Raw genomic sequence first — 14257 nt, 5'->3', positions numbered from 1 at the left:
AACCCGCCAAAGGGTCCAGACCCTTTGGAATCCCGACAAAATCACGTTGTGATTTTGTCATGTGTCTGATTTTGGTTGAGGGTACCCGGTATCGCGGGGATGGCACGCCAGGAAAGCAGGCCTGTTTTTTTTCATAAACAGTGGAATATCTAAGAAGAAGCCTGATCCTCGGTTTCTTGCAAAAACAGGGCATCGATAAAAAATTTGGCGGGCCAGTTGAGCAGCTCAAAGCGACCATAGCCTCCACTGAAAGGAAAGGAGCCCTTGATCCCACCACGCAATCCACCATCTTCGGAAACCAAATTTTGAGTGCTCTTGATGAAGGCCAAAACCCGCTCAGCCCCTTGACGATATTTAGCCTCTCCCGTCAGTCGAGCCAGATGCAGCCACACCCCAGCCAGCTGGGAACTCCCGGTCAAACAATCCCACGCCACCACCTTGCGCCACTGATCATCCAGGCGACCAGGCAGCCGACCATCCTCTCCCATGCGCTCCAGAAGGGCATCTGCCGTGATCCGAACCCGATCCACCCACTCCCACCTCTCCAACGCTTCTGCCGCCCCCAAAATCCCCTCCAGGGCGTAACAGATGGTGTGAAGCAAAGGGGCTTCAGGAGTGTCCAGACAATTATCCCGAAACCAACCGTTTTCGTTCTGCCGCGAGAGGGTAAAGGCGATGTTACGCTCCCCCGCCTCCAAAAAAGCGCTGTTGCCGGTCGCACGCCCCAATAAAACCAACGCCCACCCCACCCGGGCGTTATAAGTGGTGGCCAGAGGATCGGCATGATGGGAATTTTCCCGCCGCCAAGCCCCGTCCGGATCCTGATTGCGCAAAAGAAACGCCCCAGCCCGATTACAGGCCTTGAGATAATCCACGTTGCCGGTTTCAGTGAAAGCCCGCAGCCAACCCAAGATCACCTGGCCGGTGTTAAAAACCGCCGGAGCCGGAAGATCGCCATCCTCTCCAGTCTCGGTAACCACCCCCCCCATCACCGCCCCGTTGGGCAGCTGTACCTGGATTTCCCAATCCGCCATTTCCACCGCCCGCCTGCGCAAATGTTCATCCTTGAGCAGGGCGGCACAGTCAAAAAAAGTGGGGATGATATAGCCGGTGGTTTCCGGATAGGCGGGCTGCCACCCCTGGCTGTTGAGATGAAAGTTCCACCCCAGGCAATAGCCCCGGGAAACCCCTCTATCAGGGGTGGCATCCTGGGCGCGCCGCAGCCAATCCAGGGCTTCGGTAAGGTGAATCCGATTCGGGCGAACATCTCCCCTCGCCCCATGGCGCTCCCGCCAGGTTTCACGCCAGGCCCGCCAGGTAAAGAGGGGAGAGAGGCGATAATAGTGGTAGATGTTTTTCGCCGCCTTCGGCAAAAAACCATGGCCACTCCGCCCCGCTCCCGCCACCCCGTGAATCACAATTTTTTCCAGGGTATAGCGAAAGGGCGGAATAGAGCCTATTTGCCCTTCCAGTTGCAGACATTTTTGGTAGTAGCCTTTGAGAAAACCTGGCGCCTTGCGGTTGAGCAAGGCGTCGATATAAAAGGGCTGCAAAAAATATTTATGGTAACCAAATCCCGCCCCTCGCCCCTCAATGGCCCCCAGACCAGCACCCACCATCCACTTTCGCAGCTCCGGCCAGCTGTTGTAGCGATCATAGGCCAACCCCCAGTCGGAAAAAGGGGACATGGAACGAAATATCTTGCGGAAGGGATAGTTGAAAATCCGCCGCCAGCGGGGGGACATGCGGATATTTTTGTAGAGGGTTTTCAGGTTCCAGTTGTTGTAAACCTGTAGGATCACATCCCCCCCGGAGCGGGTGATACGCCCCATCTCCCGGACAGCTTTTTCCTGGTTTTGGATATGTTGCAGCACCCGGCAGCTGATCACCGTGCCAAAGGTGCCACTGCGAAACGGCAGATGCTCCAGCTCGCAGCAGACGTGATGGTGGCCCCGCCCCTTGCGCCTGGCGATGGCCAGAAGGTTCAAGGAGGCGTCCGCCCCCACCGAGATGGCCCCCTTGGGAAAGGTCTCCATAAAGCGGCCATTGCCACACCCGGCATCCAACACCAGGTCGAGATTATTCCCTTGATAAAACCCCACCATCGCCTCTATTTCAGAGCGGTGATTGTAGAGGCCAAAGGGAGTCCCCTCCCCCTCGACTTTTTTGTCGTAAAGAGCCGCCTTGCCCGGAGAGTCCCAATAGCGCTCCTGGCCCTTCTTGCCCTTGGGCCGGGGAGGCAGCAAAACCGGAATGCCCTTGACGATGGGATAGCTGTGCCCACAAGAGGCACAAAGCAGGCTATCCCCCGACTCCCCCGGCAAAAGATCGTCCCGGCAGGTGGGGCAGCAGAGTAGATTGAAAAATTCCAGCCGATCCATAAAGCGACAAACTCCATCCACCCCGTGGCAGCCAAAAAACAGCGCCAAGGTCAAGTTGTCCGGAACAAAAGCAAGCTGTCCAGCCTGTTAAACCTAAATCCGATTAAACCTAAATCCGACAGTTGGGCGTACGCACATGCCCCAGCCTCTTGATCCACCAAGCCAATCGGGAGAAAGTCTTGTGACCAACATGGTGACGGCGATTTCTCCCAATTCACTCTGCGAACCAATATCCTGCACCAGCCGCACACGCCCAACTGCCGGATTTAGGTTGAATCCTTTATCAAACCGCTCCACCATGATACACCCCTATCGGTGGGGATGTCCCGATCCTTTATGGCAGCCACAAAAGCCAAAGGTGGATCGGGTAGCCACCAAAAAACCGGGACATCACAGGGATTTTCAGACTCTTTACCGCCCAGCTCCGACCAGCAATGCCAAAGCCGACATCGTCATGCCGACAGTCAGATACCAGACCCTGTTGACCATCCCATCCCCCCGGGATCTTTCGGGAAAGCCATGAGCGGGCCACGCATTCTCACCTTCAGCTCTCTGTTCCCCAATTCGGAACAACGCCACCACGGTCTCTTTGTGGCGGAACGTCTGCACCACCTGCTCACCTCAAGCGCCATTGAAACCCGCGTGATAGCCCCCGTCCCCTGGTTTCCCTTTCGCCACCCTCTCTTTGGTGGCTATTCCCAAAAAGCCCGGATTCCCCTTCAAGAAAATCGAGCCGGCATCACGGTCTACCATCCCCGATATCCCTTACTACCCAAAGTGGGCATGACCCTGGCGCCACTGCTCATGGCCCGGGCCATGGAAAATCATCTCCAACGCCTGATCCAGGAGGGGTGGGATTTCGATCTCATCGACGCCCACTATTTTTATCCCGACGGGGTGGCGGCGATGATGCTGGGGAAAAAATTTCAAAAACCGGTGGTCATCACCGGTCGGGGGACCGATCTCAACCTGATCCCAAAACACCCCCTCCCCCGGCAGATGATCCAGTGGGCCGCCCGGGAAGCCGCCGCCTGCATCACCGTCTGCCAAGCCCTCAAAGAGCGGCTGATGGGGTTGGGAATCGGCGAAGAGCGGGTGACGGTGTTGCGCAACGGCGTGGATCTGACCCGGTTTACCCTCCCCCCCCGGGGAGCCGTCGCCACTATTTATAAAAAACCGGGCCGAACCACCCTCCTCTCCGTGGGACACCTGATCCCCAGAAAGGGGCACGACCTCATTTTGCGCGCCTTGGTGGATCTGCCCCAGGCTGATCTCATCATTATCGGTCAGGGGGGAGAAAAACAAAAGCTGCGAGCCCTTGCCGAGGTACTGGGCATCCGTGACCGGGTGAGCTTTCCCGGGGCTGTTTCCCATTCGGAGCTGAAACACTACTATCGGGCAGCAGACGCCCTGGTGCTGGCCTCCGACCGGGAGGGGTGGGCCAACGTGCTGCTGGAAGCCATGGCCTGCGGCACCCCGGTCATCGCCACCCCGGTATGGGGCACCCCCGAGGTGGTCAACACCCCGGCAGCGGGGGTGTTGATGCATGAACGCTCCCCCCAAGCCCTGGTGGCCGCTTACCAAAAGCTCTTCGCCGCCTATCCTGACCCCCAGGCCACCCGCCGCCACGCCGAAGGGTTTTCCTGGCAAGCCACCTCCCGGGGACAGCTGGACCTTTTTGAAAGGGTGCTGCAAAAAGGCTGATTGAGCCAGTTTACAGAATATACCCATTCATTCGTACGGGCCCTCTCTGGATGGCTGCCAGCAAGGAAAAATGACCGATCCATTCCTTTTCTTTCTCGCCCATGGGTTCAGTCAGCCCATATAAACCGGACCTTTTCGGATTCACAGCTTGAAACGGCTTTTGAGCGATGCGCATTCTCCACGTCCTGGATCACTCCCTGCCCCAACACTCGGGCTACGCCTTTCGCACCCTGGCCATTCTTCGGGAGCAGCGAAAATTGGCTTGGGAGACCCACCATGTCACGGGGATAAAACACCCCTGGAATGAATGTCTGGAAGAGAGCGTGGAGGGATTTTCCTTCCTGCGTACCCCCCCTGCCCGAGGCCCCCTTGCCCAAACCCCTCTCCTGGGTCAGCTGAATGTCATCACCACCCTGGAAAAACGGCTCCTGGAAGTGGCCAAAAAGATCAAACCAGACCTCCTCCACGCCCACTCCCCGGCCCTGAACGGTATGGCGGCCTTAAGGGTTGGAAAACGCCTGGGGATCCCGGTGGTCTACGAAGTACGGGCTTTTTGGGAAGATGCCGCCGTCAGCCACGGCACCAGCCACGAGTGGGGCCCCCGCTATCGCCTCACCCGGGCTCTGGAGAGCCATGTCCTCAAGCAGGCCGATGGTGTCACCGTCATCTGTGAAGGGCTGCGACGGGAGATCATCGGCAGAGGCATTGCAAAGGAGAAAATCACCGTCATTCCCAACGCCGTGGATCTGGAACGTTTTCAGCCCCAGGCACCTTCCAACCAGCCGGGATTGATCCAACGTTTGGGCTTGGAAGGCCGGGAGATCATCGGCTTTGCCGGCTCCTTCTATGCCTACGAGGGATTATCCTTGTTTATGGAGGCATTGCCGGTCATATTGACCAAAAGGCCCCAGGTTGCAGTGGTTTTGGCTGGTGGCGGACCAGAGGAAAAGCGTCTCAAAAAACAAGCGCAACAGCTGGGCATCCACAACCGGGTGCTCTTTCCGGGACGTCTGCCCCATGCAGAGATGACCGCTTTTTACCAAGGGGTGGATCTGCTGGTCTATCCGCGCCTTTCCATGCGCCTGACCGATCTGGTCACCCCTCTGAAGCCCCTGGAAGCGATGGCCTGCGGGGTGGTGGTGGCCGCCTCTGATGTGGGGGGACATCAGGAATTGATAAAACACGGCCACAATGGTTTCCTTTTTCCGGCGGGGGATGCCCAAAGGCTTGCCAGGGAGCTGGTGACACTCCTGGAAGATCAAACGCCCTGGGAGTCCATCCGGCAGCAGGCCCGGGAGTATGTCACCCAAACCCGCAACTGGCCCAAGAGTGTGCACAACTATCAACAAACCTACCGGAACGCCTGTTCCTAGATAACAATGAACCCCAGGGTCGATTTACATCACGGAATGCCATGAGAGACCTGCTACTGGTCCTGTTCATTTTCGGCATGCTCCCTGTCGTACTGTTCAAGCCCCGTTTGGGTATTCTCCTCTGGGCCTGGATCAGCTACATGAATCCCCACCGGCTCACCTGGAGCTACGCCTATAATTTCCGCTTCAATTTTATCGTCGCCATCGCCACCCTGATCGGCATCTGGTTTGCCCGGGACATCTACAAGCGCATCCCCTGGACGCCAACCACGGTACTATGGTTATTGTTCATCGGTTGGACCAGCGTCACCACCTATACCGCCTTCAACACCGGATCGGCCAACTGGGAGTGGTTTCGCTTCCACAAGATCCAGCTGATGATCGCCTGCACCTTTTTTCTCATCGATGATCGCAAATGGCTCCACTATCTGGCCTGGGTCATCGCCTTTTCCATCGGCTTCTGGGGACTCAAGGGGGGATTTTTTACCCTGCTGCACGGCGGGGCGCATCACGTTTACGGACCAGCCATCAGCTTTATCTCCGACAACAACGCCCTGGCCCTGGCCCTGGTCATCACCGTCCCCCTGATGCGCTATCTGCAGCTGCACACCCCCAACAAGCTCATTCGCCTGGTACTGATTGTGACCATGGCCTTGAGCTCTGCGGCGATTTTGGGCAGCTATTCCAGGGGAGGATTTTTGGGAGCCGGGGTGCTGGCCGTGGCATTTTGGCTGAAAAACCGCCACAAATGGCTGCTGGGGTTGGTGATGATCATCGGCATCGGTCTCTTGCTCAACTTTATGCCCCCCAAGTGGCAGGAACGCATGGAGGATATATTCAAGGAGGAGGAGATCCTGGATGATCTTTCGGTGAGTGGTCGTTTTATCGCCTGGAACTTTGCCTTGGAAGTGGTCAAGGACCGCCCCCTCATCGGTACCGGTTTCAGGGGCTTTTCCTATAAGACCTATGCCATCTACTCCCCGGAAAACTGGGCGCGGGATGCCCACTCCATCTATTTTGAGGTGCTGGCCGAACAGGGTATACCGGGTCTTACTCTTTTTGTTCTGATGTATCTTTTCACCTTCCAGTCAGGCCGATGGGTCATCAAAAACACCAAAGACCGACCTGAACTCATCTGGGCCAATGATCTGGCGGCGATGCTACAGGTTTCCCTGGTAGGATATGCCGTGGCCGGGGCCTTTTTGGGGCTCGCCTATTTTGATCTCCCCTATCATTTCATGGCCATGGTCATGATCACCCGGCGCATCGTCGAAAAAGAGCTTTCCCTGGGAACGACAACCCGCACCGTTCAGAAAAAAACCGAGGCAAGCCGCTCCATCTTCAGCGACCGAACCCGGCCCTTCACCAAACCAACCCGCTGACCCTTCCCAGACTTGGCCCCCCTGGGAAGGGCTTCAAAGAGCGGCCTGTCAGAGCAAATCCATACACCAGAAAAGCGGCAGGGTTCCAGACGATCTCAGCTTTGCAGGCAGGCCCAAATCCGACGCAAACGCCAAGAGAGTGCGGGGCTCTTTTCCCAAGCCCATTTGCGCTGACACCGCTCTCTGAACCCCTGCAACGCCCCCTCCAGCCCCTCCCCGCCGGGGAATGCCCCCTCCAGTGCCTGATCAAGCCAGGTGTGAACCAATCCATGCAGCTTAAAATCACTCTCAGGCAGGTGCGCCCGGATCCGCTGCCGGTCTGATTCACTCGCCTGTTTGTCTGTTTTTTTAACCACGTTGCGGGGCACATAAGAGCAGTCGGAAAAATCGTCGGCAAACCGTTTTTCCAGCACCAGACACGCCTCATCAAACCGCTCCAGGGGAAAAGCCAGCAGATCCCCCCGTTCCAGGAGTGATTGAACCTGATCAAGGGCTGCCAAAGAGCGATTACCAGCAAGAAAATCCAACTGGCTCAGACGAAACCGGGTGTGGGCATTGTCGTGGTTGGGGGGGATTTTTTCCTCCAGCACCCGGGTGATATAATCCGAGAGGGGCCACTCTTTGGCCTGGAGGTCCAATGCCCCCCGCCCGGTGCGGTTAAAATGGTAGTGGGACAAAAACCGCTCCACCGGATCCCGAACAAAGGTGATGGCGACTATCCGGGTATCGGGGCGATCATAGGGAAGGTCCAGGGAAAAGCGGTGGCTGGAATAACCGGCAAGCCAGGGATAGTGATCCAAAAGCGCCCCAAAAGCCTCGGCAGAACCATCCTGCCGGGGTACCAGTTGGCTATCATACCGAAAATGCCCTCCTCCCAGGTTGTGGCGCATGATGTTGTGGAAGGTGGTGCCGCCGGATTTGGGGTTGTGTACCTGGACATAAACAGTACGCATGATGGGTGCCGCCTTAAGCAGACATGACCTGAAAAGAGGATATTTTCATGGTAACTCCCACAAGCCGGAGTCGGGAGAGTTGACCTGATCATATTGGACCACCCCCCCAGGCGGATCAAGGCGGGATCAGGCCGGGATCAAGGATCGAGCACCCAAGCCCGGAAAAACCTTTTGCACCAAGCCCGCCCATTGGCCTACCATGCCCGAACACTCCAAAAATCAATTGAAAAAACCATGACCGAACCTTCCCTGCTGTCGGGCGTACAAGAAGCCCTGAACGCCGTGAGTGGCCAAACCCCGGGCCCGGATGAAGATCTCTTTGCCAGCGGCGCCTTGGACTCCACCGGGGTGGTCGAATTTGTCGTCGCCCTGGAAAACCATTTTGATATCGTCTTCGACCCCGAAGCCATCACCATGGAAAATTTCGCCACCCTCACCACCACCTGCCGTGAGATCGCCCGCCTGCTCTCGGCTGATACCCAGGGTTGAGGGGGCTCCCGGCATGTCTGAACCCTGGGCCGGATCACCACACCACACTCTAAATATCAGGAACCTCTGAACCCCCATGTGCGGTATCGCTGGCATCGTCGGTGAGTTCAGCGGGGAAAGCGCCAAAGCCCCCCTGAACCGCATGCTTGAGGTACTCCACCACCGGGGGCCGGATGATCGTGCCGGGGTGGTGGGAGATGGCTTTGCCCTCGGCATGGTGCGCCTGGCCATCGTCGATCTGGCAGGAGGGGTGCAGCCAGCCCTTTCGGAGGATCGCTGCGTAGCACTGATCTTCAACGGCGAAATTTTCAACTATATGGCCTTGCGGGAAGAACTGATCCGGGGAGGGTATCGCTTCAACAGCCGCTCCGAGGTGGAAACCCTCCTGGCGCTTTATCTCACCCACGGCCCGGAGATGGTGAAAAAGCTCAACGGCCAGTTTGCCATCGCCATCTGGGATGGGCGTGTTGGCCGTCTCCATCTTTTTCGGGATCCCTTGGGCATCCGCCCCCTCTTTTGGCAGTGGCATGGCGAGCGATTTTTCTTCGCTTCGGAGATGAAGGGGCTCGTTGCCGCCACCGGCCAATCCCCGGAGATCAGCCAAGCCGGACTCTTGCAGATCATCCGCTTTTGGTCGGTGATCGGTGAGACCACCCCCTTTTCAAACATCCGGCAAGTGCCTCCCGGTCACTTTTTAACCCTTCAGGACAAAAGCATCCAACTCAGCCGCTATTGGCAGTGGCCCATGCCGGAGACCCTGGCCCCCCTGCATCTGAAGGATGACCGGGAATATGTCGAGGCCTTCCGGGAGCAGTTCCAACAAGCGGTCCAGCGCCAGGCCATGGCCGATGTGGAGGTGGGGAGTTATCTCTCGGGGGGGGTGGACTCTTCCATTGTGTCGAGTCTGATGGTGGAGCGGGTGGGAAGGGAGCAGCTCCGAACTTTTTCCATCACCTTCGACGACAAAGCCTTCGACGAATCCGCAGCCCAGCAGGTGATGGTGGATCACCTGGGGGTCCAGCACACCCGCCAGCATGTGACCCATCACGACATTGCCACGGCCTTCCCCGATGTGGTCCGGCATGTGGAAACCCCTCTCTTTCGCACCGCAGCCACCCCGCTTTTCCTCCTCTCCAAAAAGGTCCGGGAGGCGGGGATCAAGGTGGTGATGACGGGGGAAGGGGCGGATGAAGTTTTGCTGGGCTACGATCTCTTTCGTGAGACCCGCATCCGACAGTTTTGGGGGCGGGCGCCCAACTCCAAATGGCGGGGGCATCTCCTCAGGCGAATCTACGGCTATCTGCCCCAATACCAGGATCTGCGCTATTTCAATCTTTTGCAGGGATTCTATCGGCAGAGTCTGAATGAGCAGGACCATCCCCATTTTGGCATGCTGGTGCGCTGGGGCAACGGCCAACGCATTGAGGCGGCCTTAAGCCCTCAGATGCGCGACTTTGCCCAAGCCCATGATCCACAAACCACTCTGGATGCCTGGTTGCCTGACAGCTACCACCAAGGCTCGGTGATGGCCCGCACCCAGTGTCTGGAGTCCATGACCCTGCTCTCCAACCACATCCTCTGGAGCCAGGGGGATCGCGCCTCCCTCGCCCACAGTGTGGAGGGACGTTATCCCTTTCTGGATACCGACTTCATCCAATTTGCCGCCCGCCTCCCCGAGGGGATCAAGCTTCGGGGGCTCAAAGATAAATTTATCCTCCGGGAGAGCTATAAAAAGGAGCTTCCCAACACCGCCCGCACCCGCCCCAAGCTCCCCTATCAGGCGCCGGAGATGGCGGCTTTTTTTCCAGAGGGCAAACCCCTGGCTTATGTGCAGGAGCTTCTATCGGAACAAGCGGTTCGGGAGGGGGGGCTTTTTGATCCCGGGGTGATCGCCAGGCTCCTGCAAAAAACCGGTCGGGAGTCCCTGCCCCGCATGGGCTTTCGGGAAAACATGACCTTTGTGCTGGCCCTCTCCACGGCGCTGTTGCAGCGGGATTTTGGCCGCTTTGCCCACCCCCCGCCCCCGGAGCAGGCTGGGGAGGCTCGCATCATCGATCTTTCCCGGAAGCCATCATGAGCCCGGTGCCCGCCACAACCGATACGCCCGATACGCCCGCCACGACCGGTATACCCGGAAACCCCGACCCATTGGGGGTACTGTTGGTGCATCACACCCGGCTCCCCAAAATCACCGGGGGCATCGACACCATGCTGGTGACCCTGATGGTGGAGCTGAAAAAATCCAAAATCCCCACCGCTCTCTTCGCCCCGGCCAGCTGGGAACAAGCCACGTTGGCCCGGGATGATTATCGAGGCACCCCCCTCTATCGACGCAGGCTGCGCATGCCCCTCGACCGGGATCGTCCTCTCAGGGGATTGCTCGGTTGGCTGAGAGAGTTTCCCGATATCCTCAAAGGGCTCCACCGGGTCATCGCCCGGGAAAAAATCCAGGTCATTCACCTGCAAACCATCCAGAGCTACCAGCTCTATTTTCGCCTGCTCCATCTCCTGGGCGGCCCCCCCTATCTCGTCACCCTTCACGGCACCGACGTCTTGCGCTTTGGCGGCAAAAATCCCCTCCAAGCCCGCCTGCTCAAGTGGATCCTGAAGGGAGCCGCCCGGGTGGTGGGGGTCTCCCCGGCGACCGCCCAGGCGGCGAGAGAGCACTTTCCCTTTTTGAACCAGGTGGACACCATCCCCAACGGCATCGCCATCCACCCCACCCCCCAACCGCTGGATTTGGCGCTACCGGAAAAATTTTTCATCCTGGTGTGTGACATCGAGCCGGTGAAGGGACCGGACATTGCCGCCAAGGCCTGGGTCAAGCTTCGAAAGAGCCATCCGGATGTGCACTTGATGGTGGTTGGGGGTCACCATTTTTATCCGGAGCTGACCCAGCGGGTGCAGGGCATCTTGAACCAGGGAGGGTGTGGAGAGCGGGTCCATTTTACCGGCACCCTCAAGCGGGAGGAGATCTTTTATCTGGCGCAAAAAAGCCTGGGGCAGATCGCCCCCTCCCGCAGGGAAGGAATGCCCTATATCTTTTTGGAAGCGGGTGTCGCCTCTCTGCCTCTGGTGGCAAGCGCGATTCCCCCCTTCACGGAGTTGATCCAACACGGCTCCAACGGACTCCTGGCTCAGGTGGAGGATCCAGATGCCCTCGCAGCCTGTGTCCGGCAGATCATCGAAGAGCCCGATCATGCCAGAGAGATGGGCCAGGCATTGCGACAAAAAGTGGTCCAGCAATTTTCCGCTCACCACATGATGACCAAATATGTCACCCTCTATCGGGATATTGTGGATCGGAAAAAATCCCCTTCGAACGATTAAAACCTAATAGCAAAAAGCACTACCGGGAAAAAAACAGTGTCCCCCACCCTCATATCACACCTCCTGGAAGCACGCCTCAAGGAAGCCCCCGAAGGGATTTTTCTCCAAGATGGCAAACGCACGCGCACCTTTCAGGAAACCCACAAAACCGTCAGCCAAATCGCGGAGAGCTTGATCCAGCTGGGGGTTGAACCCGGCACACGGGTGGGGATTTTTCTCGATCACGGCATGGAGCAGGCCCTGGCGCTGTTGGCCACCTCCCTGGCAGGGGGGGTGTTCGTCCTCATCAATCCCATCCTGCGGCCAAACCAGATCCAACACATCCTGAACGACTGCACCATCCAAATCCTCATCACCGACGGCACCAAGGGGCCAACTCTTCGGGAAACCCTGGCCGCGACAGAGGTAAAAAACGCCCTCATCCTCCCTCCCGGCAAAGCCTCTCCCCAAGTCGAGCAGGTGCTCTTTTTCAATGAGGATACAGCCCATAACGCTCCCCTTCCCCAGCCACCGGCCAGAGAGCCAACAGACACCTCCCACATCATCTACACCTCCGGCTCCACGGGGCTCCCCAAGGGCATCATGGTGAGCCACCGCAACAGCCTGGATGGCGCTCGGATCGTCAGCGGCTATACCGGCCTCACTGCCGATGATCGCATCCTGGGTGTGCTGCCCTTAAGCTTTGATTATGGCCTCAACCAGCTCTTCAACGCCCTCCACGTAGGGGCACGCTACCATTTTCACCGTTTTTTTCTGCCCAACAACCTGATCCAGGCCATCCATCAGGAAAAAATCACCGTGCTGGCAGGCATCCCCCCCATCTGGGCCAAGCTGATGGATCCCAAGCTCATCGCCAAGGATCGTCTCCCCCCCCTGGATCACCTCCGGGTCATCACCAACTCCGGGGGCAAAATGCCTCGCACCACCATTCCCAAGCTGCAACAGCTCTTTCCCCAGGCCCAAATCTTCCTCATGTATGGCTTGACCGAAGCGTTTCGTTCCAGCTTTCTCGCGCCTCAAGAGTTAGCCCACCGCCCCGACTCCATCGGCCAGGCACTGCCAGAGGTGGAACTCCATGTGCTGGATCCTTCCGGGAAGATCTGCCCCCCTGGAGAGGTGGGGGAGCTGGTCCATGCCGGGGCGCTCATCAGCCAAGGCTATTGGCAGCGCCCCCAAGCCTCTGCCAAGGTGTTTCGCACCATCCCTCTGCCCCACGCATCCGGGGACAAAAAAACAGGTCAACCACCCCGGCAAGTACCGGTGGTCTTTACCGGGGATCTGGTGTGGCGGGATGAAGCGGGGTTTCTCTATTACCAGGGCCGCCGGGATGCCATGATCAAATCCAAGGGGTATCGGATCAGCCCGGGGGAGGTGGAGGAGATGGCGTCAAACCTGCCCGGCATTCGGGAGTGTGTGGCAGCAGGGTTTGAACAAAACGACGAAAACCATCTGCGCCTCTTCGTCACCCTGAGCAATCCGGATCTCACCGAAAAGGAGATCCAAGCCCTCTGCCGAAAAGCAGCCCCCTTTTATCTGGTGCCTGACCAAGTGGTGATTCTCAAGCGCTTTCCCCTAACCCCCAACGGCAAGCTCGACCGGGTGCGTGTTGTCCAGGACCATGAGGATCGATAGCCCATGTCCCGTCTCTACTACCAAATCCGCAAGCGCATCCCCGAACCCCTCCGCCCCCTGCTCAAAACCCCGGTGGATTGGCTTCAGGGGGTGAGGCAAGGCTTTCAGGATCCCCACCTCACAGAAACAGAGCTGGAATCCTTTTTAATCCAGCTGGGCTTCACCCCGGGAGCAACGATTCTTCTGCACAGCGCCATGGAGGAGATCAAAAAAGCCGCCCCCACCCTCCCCCCGGTCAAGTTGATCCAGCTGATGCAAAAGCTCCTGGGAGAGGAAGGAACGCTGCTCATGCCGACTTTTCCCTTTCGGGGACGGCAGATCGATTTTCTGGATCGCACCCCCACAGTCGATCTGCGCAAAGCCCCCTCCAAAGTCGGACTCCTCACCGAAGTCTTCCGCCGCCTGCCAGGCGTACAACGCAGCCTCCACCCCAGCCATCCGGTAGCCGGGTGGGGCAAGCGCGCGGGCAGGCTTCTGGATGATCACCACAAGGGAGGCACCTTTGGAAAAAATTCACCCTTCTACCGGCTGGCTGAAATAGGCGGCACCGTGGTGGGGCTGGGGGCAGGATTGGAAAGCTTTACCATTCTCTGTGTAGCGGAAGAGATCGATCCCCACATTTATCCCCTGGTCTTCGATGCCAAGCCCCGGATCGTCACAGTGGTTCATGGGGAACAGAAGCATCCATGTTCAGTCCACCCCACCACCCTCTCCCACCATATTTTCTACCCCCTGCAACTCAAATTTTTGGAGGAGGGCGTCGTAAAAATATCGACCGCCAAAACGCTCTCCGGCATCACAGGCAAGGGGGAGCGGATCATTGGGCGCTATGGGGAGCTGATGCACGAAGGCATCACCCTGTTTGAATGGCCTTCTGTTGCGGTTGGGAAGGAATCTTGAACGACAACGCCTTCTGGGGGAGTTGAAAAATAAAGGTATAGCAGTTCTATCTCAAAATTGGACACTCTTCCCTGACTCGTCATCCCCGCGAAGGCGGGGATCCAGGGAGCTGA

10 protein-coding genes are annotated in these 14257 nt (G+C 58.0%); 8 read left to right on the top strand and 2 right to left on the bottom strand.

Annotated features, from left to right (window positions below; translation table 11 throughout):
* Window positions 1-149: 149 nt before the first annotated feature.
* The gene (locus tag HQL52_17840) at window positions 150-2381 is read right to left on the bottom strand and encodes a methyltransferase domain-containing protein (protein ID MBF0371309.1); all 2232 of its coding nucleotides are present in this window, start codon (window positions 2379-2381) and stop codon (window positions 150-152) included.
* 519 nt (window positions 2382-2900) lie between these two features.
* Between HQL52_17840 and HQL52_17835 the strand changes: the two genes are divergently transcribed.
* The 3 genes from HQL52_17835 (at window position 2901) to HQL52_17825 (ending at window position 6840) form a co-directional block, all read left to right on the top strand.
* Window positions 2901-4085: a glycosyltransferase family 4 protein gene (locus HQL52_17835; GenBank protein MBF0371308.1), complete on the top strand. Its 1185-nt coding sequence runs from the start codon at window positions 2901-2903 to the stop codon at window positions 4083-4085.
* 167 nt (window positions 4086-4252) lie between these two features.
* Complete coding sequence (locus HQL52_17830) at window positions 4253-5458, top strand: glycosyltransferase, exosortase A system-associated (protein ID MBF0371307.1); 1206 nt, start codon at window positions 4253-4255, stop codon at window positions 5456-5458.
* Between the two features lie 41 nt (window positions 5459-5499).
* Entirely contained in the window at window positions 5500-6840 is a 1341-nt protein-coding gene (locus HQL52_17825) for a putative O-glycosylation ligase, exosortase A system-associated (GenBank protein MBF0371306.1), read from the top strand.
* A gap of 95 nt (window positions 6841-6935) precedes the next feature.
* Here HQL52_17825 and HQL52_17820 read toward each other — a convergent pair whose 3' ends face one another.
* Window positions 6936-7793 (bottom strand): sulfotransferase family 2 domain-containing protein, encoded by an 858-nt coding sequence (locus tag HQL52_17820; protein MBF0371305.1) that lies wholly within the window; start codon window positions 7791-7793, stop codon window positions 6936-6938.
* A gap of 234 nt (window positions 7794-8027) precedes the next feature.
* On the opposite strand from HQL52_17820, the gene HQL52_17815 reads away from it, so the two are divergent.
* From HQL52_17815 to HQL52_17795, 5 genes are all read left to right on the top strand, one after another.
* Window positions 8028-8282, top strand: coding sequence for an acyl carrier protein (locus HQL52_17815; protein MBF0371304.1), 255 nt, complete (start codon window positions 8028-8030; stop codon window positions 8280-8282).
* 76 nt (window positions 8283-8358) lie between these two features.
* Window positions 8359-10359, top strand: coding sequence for an asparagine synthase (glutamine-hydrolyzing) (gene asnB / locus HQL52_17810; GenBank protein ID MBF0371303.1), 2001 nt, complete (start codon window positions 8359-8361; stop codon window positions 10357-10359).
* Window positions 10356-11612 (top strand): glycosyltransferase family 4 protein, encoded by a 1257-nt coding sequence (locus HQL52_17805; GenBank protein ID MBF0371302.1) that lies wholly within the window; start codon window positions 10356-10358, stop codon window positions 11610-11612. Before asnB ends, HQL52_17805 begins: the two co-directional genes overlap by 4 nt.
* A 36-nt stretch (window positions 11613-11648) precedes the next feature.
* Window positions 11649-13244: an AMP-binding protein gene (locus tag HQL52_17800; protein ID MBF0371301.1), complete on the top strand. Its 1596-nt coding sequence runs from the start codon at window positions 11649-11651 to the stop codon at window positions 13242-13244.
* Between the two features lie 3 nt (window positions 13245-13247).
* On the top strand, window positions 13248-14144 hold the full coding sequence (locus HQL52_17795; protein MBF0371300.1) for an AAC(3) family N-acetyltransferase: 897 nt from the start codon (window positions 13248-13250) through the stop codon (window positions 14142-14144).
* Window positions 14145-14257: the final 113 nt, after the last annotated feature.

Source organism: Magnetococcales bacterium, assembly GCA_015232395.1.
In the GTDB taxonomy this organism is placed as follows: Bacteria; Pseudomonadota; Magnetococcia; order Magnetococcales; family JADFZT01; genus JADFZT01.
This window is presented reverse-complemented; position numbering and strand designations above follow the sequence as displayed.

Excerpts from the sequence above, each read along its gene's own strand:
- HQL52_17815 (MBF0371304.1), top strand. The coding sequence starts at position 8,028 with ATGACCGAACCTTCCCTGCTGTCGGGCGTACAAGAAGCCCTGAACGCC.
- HQL52_17830 (MBF0371307.1), top strand. The coding sequence starts at position 4,253 with ATGCGCATTCTCCACGTCCTGGATCACTCCCTGCCCCAACACTCGGGC.
- HQL52_17805 (MBF0371302.1), top strand. The coding sequence starts at position 10,356 with ATGAGCCCGGTGCCCGCCACAACCGATACGCCCGATACGCCCGCCACG.
- asnB (MBF0371303.1), top strand. The coding sequence starts at position 8,359 with ATGTGCGGTATCGCTGGCATCGTCGGTGAGTTCAGCGGGGAAAGCGCC.
- HQL52_17840 (MBF0371309.1), bottom strand. The coding sequence starts at position 2,381 with ATGGATCGGCTGGAATTTTTCAATCTACTCTGCTGCCCCACCTGCCGG.
- HQL52_17825 (MBF0371306.1), top strand. The coding sequence starts at position 5,500 with ATGAGAGACCTGCTACTGGTCCTGTTCATTTTCGGCATGCTCCCTGTC.
- HQL52_17795 (MBF0371300.1), top strand. The coding sequence starts at position 13,248 with ATGTCCCGTCTCTACTACCAAATCCGCAAGCGCATCCCCGAACCCCTC.
- HQL52_17835 (MBF0371308.1), top strand. The coding sequence starts at position 2,901 with ATGAGCGGGCCACGCATTCTCACCTTCAGCTCTCTGTTCCCCAATTCG.
- HQL52_17820 (MBF0371305.1), bottom strand. The coding sequence starts at position 7,793 with ATGCGTACTGTTTATGTCCAGGTACACAACCCCAAATCCGGCGGCACC.